Source organism: Nonomuraea sp. KM90, from assembly GCF_052246675.1.
GTDB lineage: Bacteria > Actinomycetota > Actinomycetes > Streptosporangiales > Streptosporangiaceae > Nonomuraea.
In genome coordinates, this window is record NZ_JBQQCB010000054.1 from 34,640 (window position 1) to 52,551 (window position 17,912).

The following is a 17,912-nucleotide window of genomic DNA, read 5'->3' on the forward strand; positions in this document are numbered from 1 at the left end:
GGGAGTGAGCGGCGCCTTCCGCGCAGCGCCGTCACGCAGGACGCCGAAGCGCCCTGAACGTCTCCCGGGGCGACCCGTTGACATTAATCACAGAGCGAAATGTCCGTTTTGCGTGACAAGTCCGTAATGAGGACGACAGAATGCGGGACCGACAGCCTCTCCCGCCCCTGGAGGAACCCATGCGCAGATCCCTGGGTGTACTCGCCGCCGTCGCCGGCCTCGCCGCCTGCGCCCCGTCCGCCGACCGGCCGCCGGCCGGAGCGGCCGGAGCGGGGCCCGAGGTGACCGCGCCGGCGGACGGCGCGGCGCCGGCACAGACCGGGGAGCCGACTCCCCGGGCGACCCCTGAATCCGACGAGTGCCGCGTGAGCGTGACCAGGCCGGGCGTCTCCGCACTGGAGATCCGGACCTCGGCCGCCCGCCGTGGCTGCGTGCACCCGGCGCTGCTGCGCATCCGGGTCAAGCGCGCCGTCCCCGGCGCCGACCCGGTCGTCAAGAGTGGCGCCACCAGGAAGGGCAGCATCGCCCTGCGCCTGCCCTGCGAGCCGGGTACGTACTACGCGGTCGCCACCGACTACCGGGGCGGCACAGCCAAATCCAAGGCCGTACGGCTGACCTGCGCCACCCCCACCCCGGCCCCCACGACACGGGAGACGGAGGCGCCGCCGGCTCCCAAGACGAAGGCGCCCATCACGTCCGTCGGCACGACCATGGAGAACGAGGTCGTCCGGCTGACCAACGCCGAGCGGGCCAAGGGCGGCTGCGACCCGCTCAAGCACGACGCGCGGCTGCGCAGGGCCGCGTTCGGGCACTCGGCCGACATGGCGAAGAACGACTACTTCGACCACGACTCCCGGGACGGCCGCGACATGGTCGACCGCATGCGCGCGACCGGCTTCACCGGCTCGGCCTGGGCCGAGAACATCGCCATGGGTCAGCGGTCGGCGGCCGAGGTGGTCCGCGGCTGGATGAACAGCGACGGCCACCGGCAGAACATCATGAACTGCTCGTACACCTTCATCGGGGTGGGCGCGGCCAAGGACGCGCAGGGACAGATCTACTGGACGCAGGACTTCGCCACCCGCTGACCCCGCGGGCGCCGCGTCGCACTTCCGCTTCGTTGCCGCGCGCCTTGACTTGAAGCGCTTCAAGTTCCGGAGACTGGACTCATGGCGGCGACGGACAAGATTGACGGCACCTCTCGCATGACGATTCAGGAGGTGTCCAGGCTGAGTGGGCTGTCGGAGCCGACCCTGCGGTACTACGAGAAGATCGGGCTGATCAGCGCGGTCGAGCGCGACCGGAGCAGTGGCCACCGGCGTTACGGTCCGGCCGTCGTGGAGACGATCGAGGCGCTCAGCTGCCTGCGGTCGACCGGGATGAGCGTGCGGGACATGCGCGCCTACCTCCGGCACCTGGACACAAGCGACGCGGGCCGGCTGCGTGAGTTGTTCCAGCGCAATGCCGAGCGCCTCGCCGGGGAGATCGAGCGCATGCGGGTGCGGCTGCGTTATCTGGAGCTCAAGGCCGACCTCTGGAGCGCACGGGAGCGCGGGGACGCCGAGGCCGAGCGCCGCGCCGTCACGGACATCATGCCGGTCATCGCTGACCTGTATTGACGAGGGGAAACGACATGACACAGCGATCAACCGCGGACGACGGGCTTGTGCTGGTGACGGGCGGCAGCGGTCACGTGGGCTCGCACGTGATCCGTCGCCTGCTCGCGGACGGGCACCGGGTGCGGACGACCGTCCGCTCGCTCAGCCGGGCGGCCGGCGTGCGGGCGATGGCAGACGAGGCCGGCGACCGGCTGGAGATCGTCAGCGCCGATCTGTCCGCCGACCGTGGCTGGGCCGAGGCCGTGGCGGGGTGCGCCCATGTGCTGCACGTCGCGTCGCCGTTTCCGGCCGCCCAGCCCGACAACCCCGACGAGGTCATCGTTCCCGCGCGCGACGGCGCGCTGCGCGTCCTGCGGGCGGCACGCGATGCCGGGGTGAAGCGTGTGGTGCTCACCTCGTCGTTCGCCGCCGTGGGCTACAGCCGCAAACCCGGCGACGAGTACGACGAGAACGACTGGACCGATCCCGCCGACGACAACACCCCGTACATCAGGTCCAAGGCCATCGCCGAACGGGCGGCGTGGGACTTCGTCGACGCGGAAGGCGGCGGCCTGGAACTGGCGGTGATCAACCCCAGCGGGATCTTCGGCCCACTGCTCGGACCGTACCTGTCCGCCTCGACCGGCCTCATCAAGGCGATGCTGGAGGGTGCCATGCCGATCGTGCCCCCGGTGTACTTCGGCGTGGTGGACGTACGCGACGTCGCCGACATCCACGTGCGGGCCATGAGGCATCCAGCCGCCGCCGGCCAGCGGTTCCTGGTCGGCAGCGGCGAGGCGCTCAGCTTCCTCCGGCTGGCCCGGATACTGGCCGCGCATCTGGGCACGGCCGCGGCCCGGGTGCCGACGCGGGAGTTCACCCCCGACGAGGTACGCGAGGCGGCCCGGTCCAACTCCGCGTTGCGGGAGACGGTCAGCCGGCTGGGCCACATCCCTGTCCTGCGCACCGACAAGGCCCGCGAGGTGCTCGGGTGGGCGCCCCGCGACCCGGAGACCACGATCGTCGACACGGCGGAAAGCCTCATCCGCCTGAAGCTCGTGACGACCTGAACCGCTCATCCAGCTCGGGAATCCTCTGGAAACCGCTCACCACGGACGACGCGTGGCCGATCACCCGCTTCGCGTACCCCTGCGCCCGCGCCGGCCGACCCACGCGCAGGTTCGTCGACCCGGCGCCCGATCCGCGGCGCTTCGGGTGGTCGCTCGAGCGCCGCACTCCACCCGGAGACGTCCGCGCCAGGAGATCAGCAGGACGAGCAGCGCTGCTGCGTACGCGACCCCGTAGCACGTGGGGAGCCAGCCACCCCCCAGCAGCCCCGAGCCTGCCGGCGGGCCGAACCTGCCGATGCCGGCACAACCCGCTCGCCGAGACGTTTGACACAGAAGCTCAATCCGGATGAGCTGGAGGCCGAACTGCACGCGATCCGCACGTTCTACAACGGGGGGCGAAGCTGCACGAGCCGGGCTCGAGGCCGCGCACGAAACCGGGCTGTAAGTCGGCAGGACCTTCGCCAGGCTCCCCTATGACAGCCTCCCCGCGATTGATGGGTATTTACGGCCAGATCTGGTGCATTTTCCGTGAATGCCGCCAGAAGGGCATAGGCCTTGTCTTTCATCGCAACTAGGCTGCGGGAGGAGCCCTCATGCCGCCGACGGACGAACCGGTTCTGAGCGTCTTGCTGCGCACTTGGCGCGAGCGCGCCCTGCTGACCCAGGAGCAGCTGGCAGCACGGGCCAACCTCAACGTACGAACCATCCGCCGGTTGGAGGCGGGCGAGCTGCAACGCCCGCGCGGCGCATCGATCCGGTTGCTGGCCACGGCGCTGAGCCTGGACGATGCGGAGCTGGCGATCTTGATAGGCGCCGTCAACACGACCCCGCCGCCCTCGCCTTCGGCGCGCATCACACCACGGCAGCTGCCCACTGACGTGGTCGCGTTCGTCGGCCGGGCGCGGGAGTTGGATCTGCTGGACCAGGCCCAGGCCGGGGACGACGCGGCCGCCGTGGTGATCACGGCGATCGACGGCATGGCGGGGGTGGGCAAGACCGCGCTCGCCGTCCATGCCGCTCACCGGCTGGCGCCACGTTTCCCCGACGGGAACCTGTTCGTCGACCTGCACGGCTACACCCGGAGCATGACCCCGGCGAACCCGGCCGACACGCTCGCCTCCATGCTCGGGGCACTCGGCGTGCCGGGTGACATGATTCCTCAGCGCCTGGACGAGCGGGCGGCTCTCTATCGCAGCGTGCTCGCCGGCCGCAGGATGATCGTCGTCTTGGACAATGCCACCGATGAAGCGCAGGTTCGGCCGCTGCTGCCGGGCGGCACGTGTCTGGTGCTGATCACCAGCCGTCGGCGGCTGATCGGTCTGGACGGCGCCCGGACAGTGTCGGTGGACGTGCTGTCTCCGGCGGAGGCGATCGCGTTGTTCTCCCGTACCGCCGGACCGGACCGCGTCGCGGACGTGTCACACGAACTGCTGGCCGAAGTGGTACGGCGGTGCGGGCTGTTGCCGCTGGCGATCCGTCTGGCCGCGGCCCGGCTCAAGGTCCACCCGGCGTGGAGCGTGGCACATCTGCTGAACCGGCTGGAAGAACATCAACGCCGGCTGACCGAACTGCACGCCGGCGAGCGCAGCGTCACCGGCGCACTGGGCCTGTCCTATCGTGAGCTGGCCACCTCCGACCAGCGCGCCTACCGGCTGCTGAGCTTGCACGCCGGGGTGGACATCGCCCCCGATGCGGCGGCCGCGCTGCTGGCCACCACCACTGAGCGGGCCGAACGGGTTCTCGAGGGGCTGCTGGAGGTTCACCTGCTGCAGGAGCCGACAACCGGCCGCTACCGGTTCCACGACTTGATCCGCGTCCATGCGAGGGAGCGGGCCGACGACGAAGAAGCCGAGCTCGATCGGCGCGCCGCGCTGACCCGGCTGCTGGACCACTACCGCCAGGCCACCTCAGCGGTGATGGACCGCCTCCACCCCTACGAGTCCGACCTGCGCCGGCACCCTGCGACCGGGACCTTCTCGCTGCCCGACGCACCAGCCGCCACCGCCTGGCTGGACGCTGAGCTGACCAATCTGCTCGCCCTCGCCCAGCACGCCGCCGAACACGATTTCCCCGAGCACGTCCAGCACCTCTCGACCACCCTGCACTGGTGCCTGCGCTCCCGCGGGCGCTGGGCCGAAGCTGAAACCCTCCACACGTCGGCGTTGTCCACCGCCCGGGCCACCGCAGACCTCAAGGGCGAGATGGACGCGCTCATCGCCCGCGGCGGAATCCACCACATAGGTGGTCGACACCAAGCAGCAATCGAGGACACCAAGGGCGCGCTTGGTATCGCCCGTGCCATCCAGCACCGCTCCGGCGAGCTCCGGGCGCTGAACGTCCTGGGCATGACCCACGGGCTCCAAGGAAGGTTCGCCCAGGCCGGCGAATGCGCCGCGCAGGCGCTCCGCATCGCTCGGGCGATCGGCCACCGGGCCGGCCAGGTGGAGGCGCTGATCAGTTCCGGCAAAGTCCATCGGATCATGGGCGAGCACAAACAAGCCGTCGACGATCTGACGCAAGCCATCACCATCGCGGAGGCGATGGATGACCAAACGGGTGCGCTGCGAGCATTGAACAGCCTCGGACGCATCCATCTGGGGCAGGGTGAGTACGACCTGGCCACCGGCTCGTTCACCCGCGCCCTGGATCTTGCCCGCGGCACCGGTCACCGGGTCGGCGAACTCGACAGTCTCACCGCCCTCGGCCACCTGCACCGCATCCACGGGCGATCCCACCAGGCCCAGGAGTGCTACCAGCAGGCGCTGGTTCGCGCACGCGAAGTCGGGGACAGGAACTGGCAGTTCGAAGCCATCCATGGCATGGGCCGCCTCCATCACGAATGCGGTCGAGCCGATCAAGCACTGGACGACCACCACCAGGCACTCCGCCTCGCCTCAGACCTCGATCAGCCCAGCGATCAGGCCCGCGCCCACGACGGCCTGGCCCACGCCCACACCACACTGAACCACCGCGACAAAGCCCGCCACCACTGGGCTCAGGCCCTGGCCATCCTGACGTCCCTCGGCATCGACCGGACAGAGGAGAGCGGTGTCGATGTCACGAGCATCCGCCTGCACCTCGATGACGCCGTCGTGATGAACGCTCGATCGACGATCACAGACGAGTCCCACACGTAGTCTCCCCCGCTCCAAGCGCCCCACCTCCCTGGGAGTGCCCTCGTGTCCGGGCTCCTGACTGAGCTGCGCCGCAGGTGCGGTCAGAGCCGTCCGGCGTGATAGCCGGGCCGACATCGGGTTCGGTGCGAGGAGTCTCAAGCACGCTTGCGGGCCACCGCCCGGGGAAGCCCGAGCGTACGTCCGGCGTCGATGGCGAACCGGCGGGCCCAGCCGGCGCAGAACTCCCGCCACTCGGCATCGGCGGCCGCGCCCCGAGTTCGTGCCAGCGCATCCAGTGGCGCCTACCGGATGTAGAACCAGCGATCGACCAGGCCGTCATCTCGCAGCGCGGCGGCGGGCCGCTGGTCTCGGCGCTACGCGGGACGCGGGCGTAGGTCTTCCTGCCGTGCGAACTCGTGAGGTTCACCGTGGCGACCCACGCCCGCTCCCCCTCTGCACCACATCCAGGAGGTCAGCCGGCTTCCGCCGCGGCTGACGGATCTGTGACCGTCAGCAGCACTGGAAGCACTGGTACCGCCAGCCGTCGCAGGTGACGAGCCCCGACTGCCAGCGGCAACAGGTGCGGAGGTACAGGTACGAACCGAACTGGTCCCGGTCACAGCGCCGTTCCGTCCAGCAATCAGCTGCCTGGGCGACACCGACGCTGGGGACGAGCAGCTCGACCAGCCGATCCCCGGCATTCACAACAAGACGGATGATCTTATCCACGTTCTGCCTCCTCTTCCTGCTGGACAGCTTCGGTGGAAATGTAGGCGGGGGCTGCGTCATACCAGCCTCAAAGTGCTCCACCAGGGTCCGGACGACGAGCACACCCGTCCTTGCGCGTGAAGCCGGAACGAAGCCGACGAGACGTTTACTGGAGACGCGCGACCCACGTCCGTCGCGCCCGCCGACGACACGCAGGAGGCCGGGCTTTGCTGCTGACCACGGTGCTGCTGGTGGTGATCGCCGCCGCCTTCTGCGCCCTGCGATGGGTGCGGCGCAACACGGTGCTGGTGACGGTCGCGGGACACAGCATGGAGCCGACCCTCCGCGACGGCGACCGCGTTCTCGTCCGGCGCCGCAAGGTGACTCAGCTCAAACTGGCGGACATCGTGGTGCTTGACCCGCCCGGCACGGTCGTGGAGGCCGGCGCCGTACAGCGCTCACCCTCGGCCGGGCTCCAGGTCAAGCGGCTCGTGGGCCTGCCAGGTCAGCCAGTGCCTCCCAGGATGCGCGCGGCCGTGAAGTCCGACCGGGTGCCTGCGGGGACGGTGCTGGTGCTGAGCGACAACCTTCGTCACGGGCTCGACTCGCGCGTGTGGGGTCCGTATCCGGCGGGCGGCGTGGTCGGCGTGGTTCTGTTCGGTCAATGGTTCGATTCCGGGGGCACGAGGTGGCCTGGCTGCCGTTCCTAGCGCGGTGTGGGCGTCGTGATCGACGTGACGACGCCCGGCCGCAAGGCGTCGGTGGCGTTCTTCGAGACCGAATCGGCAGCGCCGCCGGGAGGAGCCGGCGCCGGCCGGCCCGATCCCGGGTGGCCCGGTGAAGGTGACACCGTTCATGCTGAGCCGGCCGGTCTCCGCCCCCGGGCTCGCCACCGAACTCGTACGCCTGGCCGAAGGCGAACGGTGGCGTGCTGCCGGTCGGCGACTTCCGCAGCGGGAAGATCACCTTCGAGCAGTGGGCGCATGACGTCCTTCGCGCAGGCCTGGTAACCCCAGCCGGCCTTGCTGCGGTGCGCCTTTGAGCAGGCGGTCTTGCTCTTGATCTGTGTATGGCCGCTGGATTCCCACTTCTTCGTGGAGGGGTGGTAAACCTCCAGCCGGAGAATGCGGTGCGGTGCCACCGCCACTGACCTCGTGGGGACTCCTAACGTTGACGAGCAGTTCGCTGCTCCCGCCTGGCCGATCGAGGGCTGTGCGTCAGCTTGGCGGACCTGGCTCGTGCCGCGGCCACGCGGCCAGGGCCAGTTCGGCGATCTCGGCGAGTTCGGCCGCGTCAGCTCCGTCCCGGGAGCGCTGCGACATCCCTTGGATGACGGTGGCGAAGTAGCCGGCCAGGGCGCGGGGGTCGGCGTCGGCGGGGAGCTCGCCATCCTGCTGAGCGGTGCGCAGGCGGTCGTGGAAGATCTCGAGGTTGGCGTTGCGCAGGTCGCGCAGGAACGCCGCTATCTCGGCGTCCTGGACGGTCACGTTGGTGGCGGCACTGATGGTGAGGCAGCCGGCGGGATGTGAGGGGTCGGGGTAGATCGCCGCGGCCTCGCGCAGGATGCGGGCGAAAGCGTGGTACGCCGCGGGCTCCTCGCGGAGGGCGACGCCGACGAACGCACCGACGGGCGAGCGGGCGTATGTGTGCACGACCTCCTTGAACAGCGCCTTCTTGTCCCTGAAGGCGGCGTACAGGCTGCCCGGGCGGATGCCCATCGCCTCGGTGAGCTCGTTGAGCGAGGTGGCCTCGTAACCGCGCTCCCAGAACAGCCGCGTGGCCGCGGCGAGTGCCGCGTCACGGTCGAACGTGCGCGGGCGGCCCCGTGCCGTGCCTGCTTGACCCATGCCGCACATTCTAGAGCGTCCGCTCAAGAAGTCGTGCTAGCGTACTTGTTGAGCAATCACTCAATAAATGGAGGACGGACATCATGGACGGACGCATGCTGGAGGGCAAGGTGGCGCTGGTCACCGGCGGCAGCAGGGGGATCGGGCGGGCCATCGCCGAGCGGCTCGGCCGGGACGGCGCCGTCGTGGCCGTCGCCTACGCCCGCGATCAGGCCGCGGCCGACGAGGTCGTCGAGAGAATCGGCAAGGACGGCGGCCGGGCGTTCGCGATCCGGGCACAGCTGGGCAGGCACGGCGACGCGGCCGCGCTGTGGGCCGCCTTCGACGCCCGGGTCCAACCGCACTCGCTCCGGCCGGGCGTCGACATCATCGTCAACAACGCCGGCATCGGCCGCAGCTCCGACCTGGCCGCGCTCACCGAGGAGCAGTTCGACGAGGTCTTCGCGGTGAACGTCCGGGCGCCCTTCTTCGTCGTGCGGCACGGGCTCAGCCGGCTGCGCGACGGCGGGCGCGTCATCAACATCTCCAGCGGCGCCGCCCGCCTGGCCATGCCCGAGATCATCGCCTACGCCGCCACCAAGGGCGCCCTGGACACCTTCACCCTCAACCTGGCCGCGCAACTGGGCCCGCGGGGCATCACGGCGAACTCGGTGGCCCCCGGGATCGTCGACACCGACATCAACGCGGGATGGCTGCGCGGCAACCCGGAGGCCGAGGCCCACGCCGCGTCACTGGCCGCCCTCGGCCGCGTCGGGCAGCCCGAGGACATCGCCGGCATCGTGGCCTTCCTCGCCTCCGACGACGCCCGCTGGGTGACCGGCAGGGTGATCGACGCGACCGGCGGCGCCGGATTGTGACCCGCTTCTCGGGTGGGACCGCCGCGCCGGTCCCACCCGACAAGCGGTCACAGCGCCGGCTTCCAGTCCTGCACGAGCAGCCCGAGCAGCACCTCGTCCAGGAACTCGCCCATCACCCAGGCCGAGGAGCGCAGCACGCCCTCGCGGAGGAAACCGTTGCGCTCCGCGGCGCGCAGCATCGCGACGTTGTCCGACAGCGTCTCGATCTGCAGCCGGTGCAGGCTGCGCACGACGAAACCGTGGCACAGCACCGCGACCACGTCGGTGCCGTAGCCCTTGCCACGGGCCGACGGCAGCAGCCCCAGCCCGATGTGCGCGGACCGGTTGTGGGTGTCGATGCCCCAGAACGTCGCGGTGCCGACCAGCGTGCCGCCGTCCAGCTCCACGACCGAGAACGGGACGCGCCCGTGCTCCTTGTCGTCCACCACGAGCCGCGGATCCTTCGAGCCGGGGGTGATCGGCCGCCACGGCCCGCCTTCGGCCCGCGAGGAGTTGACCACGTCGTCGTAGAGCTCGGTCCGCAGGATCGGAATGTCGTCCTCGTACCGGGCCCTGAGCCCGACCTTGCTACCTCTCAGCATGCCGACTTCCTATCCGACCGGGCTGTCCGGCGGCAAACCGCGCCGATCCTGACCGCCTCCGTCGCGCTTTCGGCGTCAGGAGACGCGGAGGAACGCTCACAAGCCGACCGGCGCGCCGTTGTCCGAGGTGCACGCGGTGGCGAGGTCGCCCTGGAGGGCGCCGCGGTGGCGGGCGAGAAGCCGGACGACCCGACGGATCGGGAGCTGGGCGGCCAGGCCCGGTCCGAGGGAATGGAACCGGTCGGGGAAGCCGTGCCGGGCGAGGGCGAGCAGGTTGGGCAGCTCCGCCTTCAGCCAGCCGGCGGCATCGGCCATCGGAGGCGTAAGGATCCCGCTCGGGTCAAGGCACGGGCGCGTGCCGAATTCGTACGGATAAAGGCGGTCGATGGCCGCCGAAGCACCCCGGCTGTAGTAGTCGAGCAGGCGGCTCAACGCGGCACGCTGCTCGGCCTCGGGCTCCTCCGCGACAGCCTTCTCGGCGGCATGGGCACTGATCAGGTCGTGAAAGCGGTAGCGGGCGGGAACCTGCTCCTGCAGCAGATGGCTCTCCAGCAGCCTGTCCAGCAGCACCGAGGCACGCGTGACGGTGGTGGCCAGCAGGGCCGCGGCCGCGTCAGGGGTGATGTCCACGCCGGCGTGCAACCCCAGCAGGCGGTAGGCGCGCCGCTCGGCGGTGGTGAGCGTGCGGTAGGAGACGTCGAGGGCGGCGGTGACGCTGCGTTGCCCGGCGTGCAGCTCGCTCAGCCGGTGCTGACGCCGTCGCAGTCGCTCCAGGAGATGGCTCACGCTCCAGGCGGGATGGGCGTTCAGCCGGGCCGCCGCCAGCCGGATCGCCAGAGGCAGCAGCCCGCACCACCGCACCACCTCGGTCAGCGCCTCCGCCGGCGTGTCGACGAGGCGCTGTCGTGCCGCGGTGGCGGCGAACAGCGCGACCGCGTCCGTGAGCGGCATGACGTCCACGGTCACCGTACGCGCGCCGTCCAGGCCGACCAGCCGCCGCCGGCCCGTGATCAGGACGAGGCAGCTGCCCTCCCCCGGCAACAGCGGCCGAACCTGTGCCTCGTCGGCGGCGTTGTCGAGCACGATCAGCAGCTTCTTGTCGGCCAGCACGCTGCGGTACAAGGCCGCCCGGTCGTCGAGGTGTCGCGGGATCGACTCGCCGGGGACGCCCAGCACACCGAGCACGCGGGCGAGCGTGTCGGCCGGGTCGGCCGGAGCCACGCCGCAGGTGTAGCCGTGCAGGTCGATGAACAGGTTCCCGTCGGGGAAGCGGGGAGCCAGCTCGTGGGCGGCGTGGACGGCCAGCGCGGTCTTACCGGCTCCCGCCATGCCGTCGATGGCGATGATCGGCGCCGTGGTCGTGTCACCGGCCCGCACCAGGACGGCGAGCTCCGGCTCCCGGCCGACGAACGACCCCACATCGGTGGGCAGCTGCCGGGGCGCGGCATGGACGTTGAGGCACGCCCGCGCCGCGAGGTGCTCCTGCGTCAGCGACTCCCGCTCCCGCCAGGTGCGCGGCAGCGCACCCGCTGCCGGATCCTCCTTACGGAGGAGCGGCTGCCTCCCGTTCCGTGCCTTTGACGGCGCGGGCGAAGGGGGACGCGTCTGGTGCGCATGCTCCTGGGTGAGGACGGCCTGATGCAGCCGTCGCAGCTCGGCGCCGGGGTCGATGCCGAGCTCCTCCTTGAGGAGGTGGGTGACGGTGCGGTAGGCCTCCAGGGCTTCGGCCTGCCGTCCGGTCCGGCACAGGGTGGTCATGAGCTGGACCCACAAACGCTCCCGCAGGGGATGTTCGGCGGTCAACCCACGCAACTCCGCGATCAGCGCGGCGTCTTCTCCCAGCTGGATATCGAGGTCGATACGGCGTTCGAGCCCATAAAGGCGCTGCTCGGTGAGGGGCGGGACATCGATCTGGTGGAGGGCGTCGGAGTCGACGTCGGCGCATGCCGGACCGCGCCACAGAGCGAGCGCCTCGTGCAGGAAGCGGTTCTCCAGCACCGGCGTCGCCGCGTCGGCTGCCAGCCGCATCAACTGCTGGAACTCGAGCAGGTCGAGTTGGCCGGGCTCAAGGCAGGCAAGATAGCCGCCCGGCTCTGTCTGGATCACTTCGCTCAGATCCAGGATCTGCCGCAGGCGTACGATGTTGGTCTGCACGACCCGGCGCGGGTTTCGCGGAGGCCGCTGGCCCCACATACGCTCGGTGAGCTGGTCGAGGGGGACGACCTGGTTGGGCCGGAGCAGGAGGGCGGCGAGCAGCACCCGGATCTTGCCGACCGGCACCGACAGCTGCGTCCCGTCACAAGTCACTGTCAATGGGCCGAGCAGCGAAAACCGCAAAGCGGCCATGACACCCCCACTCCTGCGTTGACGCGCCCCGTCACGCGCCCCCGGCAGTTCAGACTGTGCAGCACCCGGCGGGAGCAAAACAGGGCAGCAACCAGACATAGTGCGGTCATTTCGTCCGGGGCCTCGGTCCCGGCGGTCGTTTCAGGGACCGGGCCGACGCTTCGATGAGGCGATGGACAGGCCGGTCTCGCGAAGGGCGGAGAGCGGGGCGCAGCGGGCACCGCCGTGCTCGCAGGCGCGCTGTATAGTCCGTCGCGGAGGCGCCGATGAGAGCACGGTTGCTGGCCGTCGCGGCCTGCCTGGTCGTGCAGGGCTGCGCTGCCGCGCCCACCCCGGCGGTCAGATCCGAGCCGCCACCCGTGCCCGTTCCCACGTCCGAGTTCGCGCCCGAGCCCACGCCGACGCCGGTGGACGAGGACGTTCCGCTGTCGGCGCGGTGGGAGCTCGTCCCCGGCCTGCCCGACGACGACAGCTGGGAGCGGGGCCTGTACGACGTGAGCGCCGCCTCCCCCGGCCTCGCCTGGGCCGCCGGCTACAAGGGCTGGGAGGACGGCGTGGAGATGACCCTGCGCCACTGGGACGGCTCCCGCTGGCGGCGTCTGCCGGCGGGCCATACCGGCAGCTTGGCGGCGGTCGACGCCGACGGGCCGGCCAACGCCTGGGCGGTGGGCGGCGGCGCCTTCGACGAGCCCGTCGCCCTGCAGTGGGACGGCCGCTCCTGGCGACGCCATCGGTCGCCGATGACGTCGCGGGACGTCGCGGTGGACGGCGGTCGCGTCGTCCTCATCTCGTCCTCGCAGGTGATGCAGGGGTACGGCGCCCGCTTCAGCCGGAAGCTCACCGTCAACCCGCCGGCCGACGAGCTGCGCGCGGTGAGCGCGGGCGCGGGGCACACCTGGATCGCCGGATCACGCATGGGGCAGCCGATGGTCTGGCACGGCTCGGCCCGCGGGTTCGAGCAGTCCGAGATGCCCGTGGTGCCGGGCGGCGGCACGCTGGGCGCCGTCTGGCAGAACAACCCGTCCGACGTGTGGGCGGTGGGACAGGCCGGGGAAAGCCCCCTCGTCCTGCGGTGGGACGGCGCCTCCTGGACGCGGGTCGCGCTGCCGCCGGACTGGCGAGGCGAGCTGACCAGCGTGACGGCCTCCGGCCCCCACGACGTGTGGATCGCGAGCCTGCGCACCGGGACCACTCCGCGGCACGTCGTGCTGCTGCACTGGGACGGCCGGACGTGGACGCGCGAGCGCTCGCCGTCGCCCGGCGAGGTGACCCGGGCGGTGATCGAGCGCATCCCGGGCACGTCCCAGCTGTGGCTGGCGACCTCGATCGTGAACGGCGACTCCGAGTCGATCGTCACCTACCGCCGCCGCTGAGAGTCAGGCGGCCCCCAGGACCACGCGGGGTCCTCGATGCGCGGGCCCCGGGCTCGTCGGGGCTGCGGACTCCACCGCCGGCCCGGAAAACCGGTGTGCCCGGGGGAAGATCGGGCGCTACGATCGCGGACGCTTGATCACCGGCGGCGGGAAGCGCTGTCCACGACCGCTCAGGAAAGGCGCCCTCGATGATGCAGGTTCCGGAGCAACGGCTTGACCACCCCGAGCTGCTGGAGCGAGGGCATCCCTTCCGGCAGTGGAAGACCTGGCGGATCGACGGCACCGAGCTGACGCTCACCGGCTACTCCCGCGCGAACGACAAGACCTTCTTCCACATCCCCGAGCTACGGTGCAGCCTCGACGCGGGGCTGTGTGAGGGGCGGCAGGTGGACACGGTCTTCCTGACCCACACCCACCACGATCACTCCAAGGACCTCGATTTCCTGGCGTCCTCCGGCGCGGACATCTACCTGCCCGCTGAGTCGGTGCCGTACGCGGAGTCCTACCTGCGTGCGTCCGCCGAACTGAATCACGGGGCGGGGTTCGACCCCGCGCTGGCGGGGGGTCACCGCCTGCATGGCGTGCGGCAGGACGACGAGTTCGTCTTCGGGCGCCGCGGACACCACGTGCGGGTGGTGGAGTGCGAGCACAAGGTGCCCTGCGTGGGATACGCCTTCTCGGAGCGGCGCAAGGCGCTGCGGCCGGAGTTCGAGGAGCTGCGGCGGTCCCTGGTGAGGGAGGGGCGGGGCGAGGAGTTCGGCCGGATCATGGCCCGGCGGCGCAAGGAGGGGGCCGAGGTCGACGCCGAGGTCAGCCGGGCGCTGTTCGCCTTTCTCGGCGACACCCATGTGAAGGTGTTCGAGCGGAACCCGTGGCTCTTCGACTATCCGGTCGTCATCACCGAGTGCACCTTCCTGGACGACGCCGAGGAGGAGCGCGCGAATCGGGTCGGGCACACGGTGTGGAGCCGGCTCAGACCCCTGGTCGAGGCGCACCCGCAGACCTTGTTCGTCCTGGTGCACTTCAGCCTGCGCCACTCGGACCGAGAGATCCTCTCGTTCTTCCGGCGGGAGCGGGCGGAGGCGGCGGACGGGCGGCTGGACAACGTCCTGTTGTGGGCGCACCCGGCAAGCCGCCTGCCCGAGCAGCACCAGCACACCGGATCTTGAACTGGCCGCTCCCGGCCGTCGCGGTCAGTTCGCCATCCGCCAGGTCTTCCGGGGTTTGTTGTGCATGCGTCCGGGAACGCCGGGGCGTTGCTGCCATGGGTACGGCCCGGTGGGCGGGCGGTATCCGACGCCCAGCGCGTCCAAGCGGGCATAGTGCGCCATGCTCATCCGGCGCTCGAAGTCCTCGAAATCGCGTTCGTCCGGGTCCGGCAGGTCCGACCAGGCCACCTCGGCGAACGCGACGAGGCGGGGGAAGGCCTGGTAGTCGACCCGGCTGCGGTTCTCGGCAACCTCGGTCCACAGGTTGGCCTGGGTGCCGATGATGTTGGCCGCGTGCGGGGCGCCGGCCAGCCGGGGCGGTACGGGTTCGAAGCGGTAGACGTCCTCCAGCGTGTGCACCCATCCGAACGGTACGGGCTCCTCGTCGCCGTGGGCCTGCACATGGTCGAGGTAGACCTCCTGTTGCGGGCACATCACCACGCTGTGCCCGGCCTCCGCGGCGGCGATCCCGCCCCCGTACCACCGCCAGCACATGACGGCCGCGTCCGCTGCCAGGCCGCCGTCTAGGATCTCGTCCCAGCCGATGAGGCACCGCCCCCGCGCGGCGAGCCAGCGGTCGAAGTGACGGATCATCCAGGCCTGGAGCTCGTCCTCGCCCCGGAGCCCCAGTTCACCGATGCGCGCCTGGGCCGTGGGCGACTTGCGCCACTGATCCTTGAAGCACTCGTCACCGCCGATGTGGACGTACCGGCTGGGAAAGATCTCCAGCACCTCCTCCAGGACGCCCTCGTAGAAACGCAGCACGCCGTCGGTAGGAGCCAGCACATTGCGGTTGAATCCCCAGTCGGTCCACACCTCCAGCGCGGCGGTGTCGACGACGTCGGCGTTGCCCAGTTCGGGGTAGGCGGCGATGGCGGCCTGCGAATGGCCCGGAAGGTCGATCTCGGGGAGGACCGTGACATGCCGCTCCGCCGCGTACGCGACGATCTCCCGCAGATCGTCCTGAGTGTAGAAGCCGCCGTGCGGCCGCTCGTCCCAGAGCGGCGGCTCGCCCCAGCCCATGCGAGTCCGCCGCCGCCAGGCGCCGACCTCGGTCAGCCGGGGGTACCGTCGGATCTCCACCCGCCAGCCTTGGTCGTCGGTGAGATGCAGGTGCAGGACGTTCAGCTTGTGCGCGGCCAGCAGGTCGACATAGCGCAGCACGTCGTCCTTGGGCAGGAAGTGCCGCGCGACGTCGAGCATGAAGCCCCGCCAGGCGAAGCGCGGCATGTCCTCGATGGTCACGTACGGCACAGTGACCGGCCCTCGCGTGATGGGGGCCCGGCGGAAGGCGTCCGGGCCCAGCATCTGCCGCAGGGTCTGGCGCCCCCAGAAGACACCGGCCTCGTCGCCGCCCACGATCTCGACGCCGCCGGCCGACACGGTCAGCCGGTACGCCTCCGGCCCCAGCGACGGATCGACACCGGTACGCGCGTCCCCGCCGAACGCCCCTGAGCCTCCGGCCCGTTCGAGCCGACGCGGGGCAGGGATCAAGCTCACCTCGGACGCCATACGCCCAGTCTCACCACAGAAACGAGTCATTCGCCAGGCGGCTCGGTGAACGGCCGGCCGGGTGGCACCGGCCGGCCGAGCACCGAACCTGACGATCTACCCGGCGTAGGTCTCGAACTCGGCGACCCGCGGCGTGCCGGTCGAGCCGGTGATCCTGAAGGTGATCTTGCTCAGCGAGGTCGGGGCGAAGGTGATGCTGCCCGCACCGCTGCCGGACTTCAGCACGGCACCGTTGGTGCCGTTGAGGACCTGCCAGGACCCGATGGCGCCCGCGGCGCCCGACGCCTCGCGGATGACGATCCTGGACACCGTCTGGGCCGAACCCCACTTGATGGAGATGTCGCCGGTCGAGCCGGCCGGTGACCAGTAGGTGCTCAGGTTGCCGTCCCGCACGTTGCCGTAGCTCGTCCCGTCGGCCTTGCTGGAGCCGTCGGAGCCGGCCCCGATGCTGAGGTTGTTCCCGCCGGGCGTGGGGCTGATCGTCGGCGTGGGGGTGACCGTCGGCGTGGGGCCGGTAGGTGTCGGCGTCGCCGTCGGCGTCTGCGGCGAGCAGTTGCCGTTCGACACCTGCAGCCCCTTGTTGGCGCCCGCCGTCTGCCGGACGATGCCCGGCACGCAACCGGCCCCGTCGAGGCTGTAGGAGTACGGGACGCTGACGGAGGTGTTGGACTGCGGGTCGGGGCCGGCGGGGTTGTTCTCGCTGCCGGGGCTGGACCAGGTCACGTTGTCGAAGATGTTGCCGGCGACCTGCCAGTAGCCGGCCTCGCTGGTGTAGAAGGTGCCCAGGACGTCCTTGGAGTCCTTGAAGTGGTTGTTCTCCACCTTGGCGCGAGCCCCGGCTCGGGAGTTGATGCCGGACTCATGCAGGCTCACGTAGGAGTTGTTGTAGATGTGAGCTATGCCGCCGCGCAGCAGGGGCGTACGGGAGTCGATGTTCTCGTACAGGTTGTGGTGGAAGGTGATGAAGCCGTTCGAGCGGTCGCTCTCGCTGGACCCGATGAGCCCGCCGCGGCCGGAGTTGCGCAGGATGCTGTACGACAGGGTCACGTACTGGGTGTTGTCCTTCATGTCGAACAGGCCGTCGAACCCCTCCGACTCCCCGCCCGAAGCCTCCAGGGTGACGTGATCGACCCAGACGTTGCGCACGTCGCTCTCCATGGAGATGGCGTCACCGCCGTTGGACGTGGGCGAGCCCGACTTCTTGACGTTCCGGACGGTCACGTTCTGGATGATGATGTTGGCGGCCTCGCGGATGTGGATGCCCACCTGGTCGAAGACGGCCCCGCCGCCGACCCCGATGATGGTGACGTTGCTGATCTGCTTGAGCTCGATCACGCCGGCGGCGGTGTTGCAGCTCTCCCCCGACACCTTGCTGGTGTTGCCGTGGTTGATGGTCCCCTCGACCTCGATGGTGATCGGGGTGCTGCTGCTGGCCCGGCCGCACAGGGCCGCATGGATCGCGGTGCCCGTCGTGGCCCGTACCGTCTGCCCGCCCGCGCCGCCGGTGGTCCCGCCGTTGGCGGTCGCGTAGCCCGTGGCGCTGCCGGCCGCCGCCGACGCCTGGAATGCCGGTAGGGCCATGCCGACCGCGGCCGCGACGGCCGCCGCGGCCAGCCCCGCCTGAAGTCGCAAGGCGACTGCTCGTCTCATGCTCGTCTCACCTTCGTCGTCGTCGATTGCTGGATGCGTTCTTCTC

General features: G+C 70.5%; 14 protein-coding genes. 8 read left to right on the forward strand and 6 right to left on the reverse strand.

Annotated features, from left to right (window positions below):
- Positions 1-179 precede the first annotated feature (179 nt).
- From ACTWPW_RS37065 to ACTWPW_RS37080, 4 genes are all read left to right on the forward strand, one after another.
- Positions 180-1,088 (forward strand): CAP domain-containing protein, encoded by a 909-nt coding sequence (locus ACTWPW_RS37065; RefSeq protein WP_443171399.1) that lies wholly within the window; start codon positions 180-182, stop codon positions 1,086-1,088.
- 81 nt (positions 1,089-1,169) lie between these two features.
- Entirely contained in the window at positions 1,170-1,619 is a 450-nt protein-coding gene (locus ACTWPW_RS37070) for a MerR family transcriptional regulator (protein ID WP_443171400.1), read from the forward strand.
- Positions 1,620-1,633: 14 nt separating this feature from the next.
- Positions 1,634-2,668, forward strand: coding sequence for an SDR family oxidoreductase (locus ACTWPW_RS37075; RefSeq protein WP_443171401.1), 1,035 nt, complete (start codon positions 1,634-1,636; stop codon positions 2,666-2,668).
- Between the two features lie 593 nt (positions 2,669-3,261).
- Positions 3,262-5,805 carry an ATP-binding protein gene (locus ACTWPW_RS37080; protein WP_443171402.1) on the forward strand — a complete coding sequence of 848 codons (2,544 nt, stop codon included), beginning with the start codon at positions 3,262-3,264 and terminating at the stop codon, positions 5,803-5,805.
- A 489-nt stretch (positions 5,806-6,294) separates the two neighbouring features.
- Here the strand turns inward: ACTWPW_RS37080 and ACTWPW_RS37085 are convergent, their stop codons facing one another.
- Positions 6,295-6,513 carry a hypothetical protein gene (locus ACTWPW_RS37085; RefSeq protein ID WP_443171403.1) on the reverse strand — a complete coding sequence of 73 codons (219 nt, stop codon included), beginning with the start codon at positions 6,511-6,513 and terminating at the stop codon, positions 6,295-6,297.
- 206 nt (positions 6,514-6,719) lie between these two features.
- Here ACTWPW_RS37085 and ACTWPW_RS37090 point away from each other — a divergent pair, with 206 nt between their 5' ends.
- Positions 6,720-7,202 carry a S26 family signal peptidase gene (locus ACTWPW_RS37090; protein WP_443171404.1) on the forward strand — a complete coding sequence of 161 codons (483 nt, stop codon included), beginning with the start codon at positions 6,720-6,722 and terminating at the stop codon, positions 7,200-7,202.
- Positions 7,203-7,709: 507 nt separating this feature from the next.
- On the opposite strand, the gene ACTWPW_RS37095 is transcribed toward ACTWPW_RS37090, so the two are convergent.
- Positions 7,710-8,339, reverse strand: a complete 630-nt coding sequence (locus ACTWPW_RS37095; protein ID WP_443171405.1) for a TetR/AcrR family transcriptional regulator — start codon at positions 8,337-8,339, stop codon at positions 7,710-7,712.
- A gap of 83 nt (positions 8,340-8,422) precedes the next feature.
- Here ACTWPW_RS37095 and ACTWPW_RS37100 point away from each other — a divergent pair, with 83 nt between their 5' ends.
- The gene (locus ACTWPW_RS37100) at positions 8,423-9,196 is read left to right on the forward strand and encodes an SDR family oxidoreductase (protein WP_443171406.1); all 774 of its coding nucleotides are present in this window, start codon (positions 8,423-8,425) and stop codon (positions 9,194-9,196) included.
- A 47-nt stretch (positions 9,197-9,243) separates the two neighbouring features.
- On the opposite strand, the gene ACTWPW_RS37105 is transcribed toward ACTWPW_RS37100, so the two are convergent.
- Complete coding sequence (locus ACTWPW_RS37105) at positions 9,244-9,777, reverse strand: GNAT family N-acetyltransferase (protein WP_443171407.1); 534 nt, start codon at positions 9,775-9,777, stop codon at positions 9,244-9,246.
- A gap of 96 nt (positions 9,778-9,873) precedes the next feature.
- Complete coding sequence (locus ACTWPW_RS37110; RefSeq protein ID WP_443171408.1) at positions 9,874-12,123, reverse strand: AfsR/SARP family transcriptional regulator; 2,250 nt, start codon at positions 12,121-12,123, stop codon at positions 9,874-9,876.
- 266 nt (positions 12,124-12,389) lie between these two features.
- Here ACTWPW_RS37110 and ACTWPW_RS37115 point away from each other — a divergent pair, with 266 nt between their 5' ends.
- Together ACTWPW_RS37115 and ACTWPW_RS37120 are read left to right on the forward strand one after the other, a co-directional pair.
- Complete coding sequence (locus tag ACTWPW_RS37115) at positions 12,390-13,496, forward strand: hypothetical protein (RefSeq protein WP_443171409.1); 1,107 nt, start codon at positions 12,390-12,392, stop codon at positions 13,494-13,496.
- Between the two features lie 188 nt (positions 13,497-13,684).
- Positions 13,685-14,665, forward strand: coding sequence for an MBL fold metallo-hydrolase (locus ACTWPW_RS37120; RefSeq protein WP_443171410.1), 981 nt, complete (start codon positions 13,685-13,687; stop codon positions 14,663-14,665).
- A 24-nt stretch (positions 14,666-14,689) separates the two neighbouring features.
- On the opposite strand, the gene ACTWPW_RS37125 is transcribed toward ACTWPW_RS37120, so the two are convergent.
- Both ACTWPW_RS37125 and ACTWPW_RS37130 read right to left on the reverse strand, forming a co-directional pair.
- Complete coding sequence (locus ACTWPW_RS37125) at positions 14,690-16,204, reverse strand: beta-N-acetylhexosaminidase (protein WP_443171411.1); 1,515 nt, start codon at positions 16,202-16,204, stop codon at positions 14,690-14,692.
- 108 nt (positions 16,205-16,312) lie between these two features.
- Positions 16,313-17,866, reverse strand: a complete 1,554-nt coding sequence (locus tag ACTWPW_RS37130) for a pectate lyase family protein (protein ID WP_443171412.1) — start codon at positions 17,864-17,866, stop codon at positions 16,313-16,315.
- Positions 17,867-17,912: the final 46 nt, after the last annotated feature.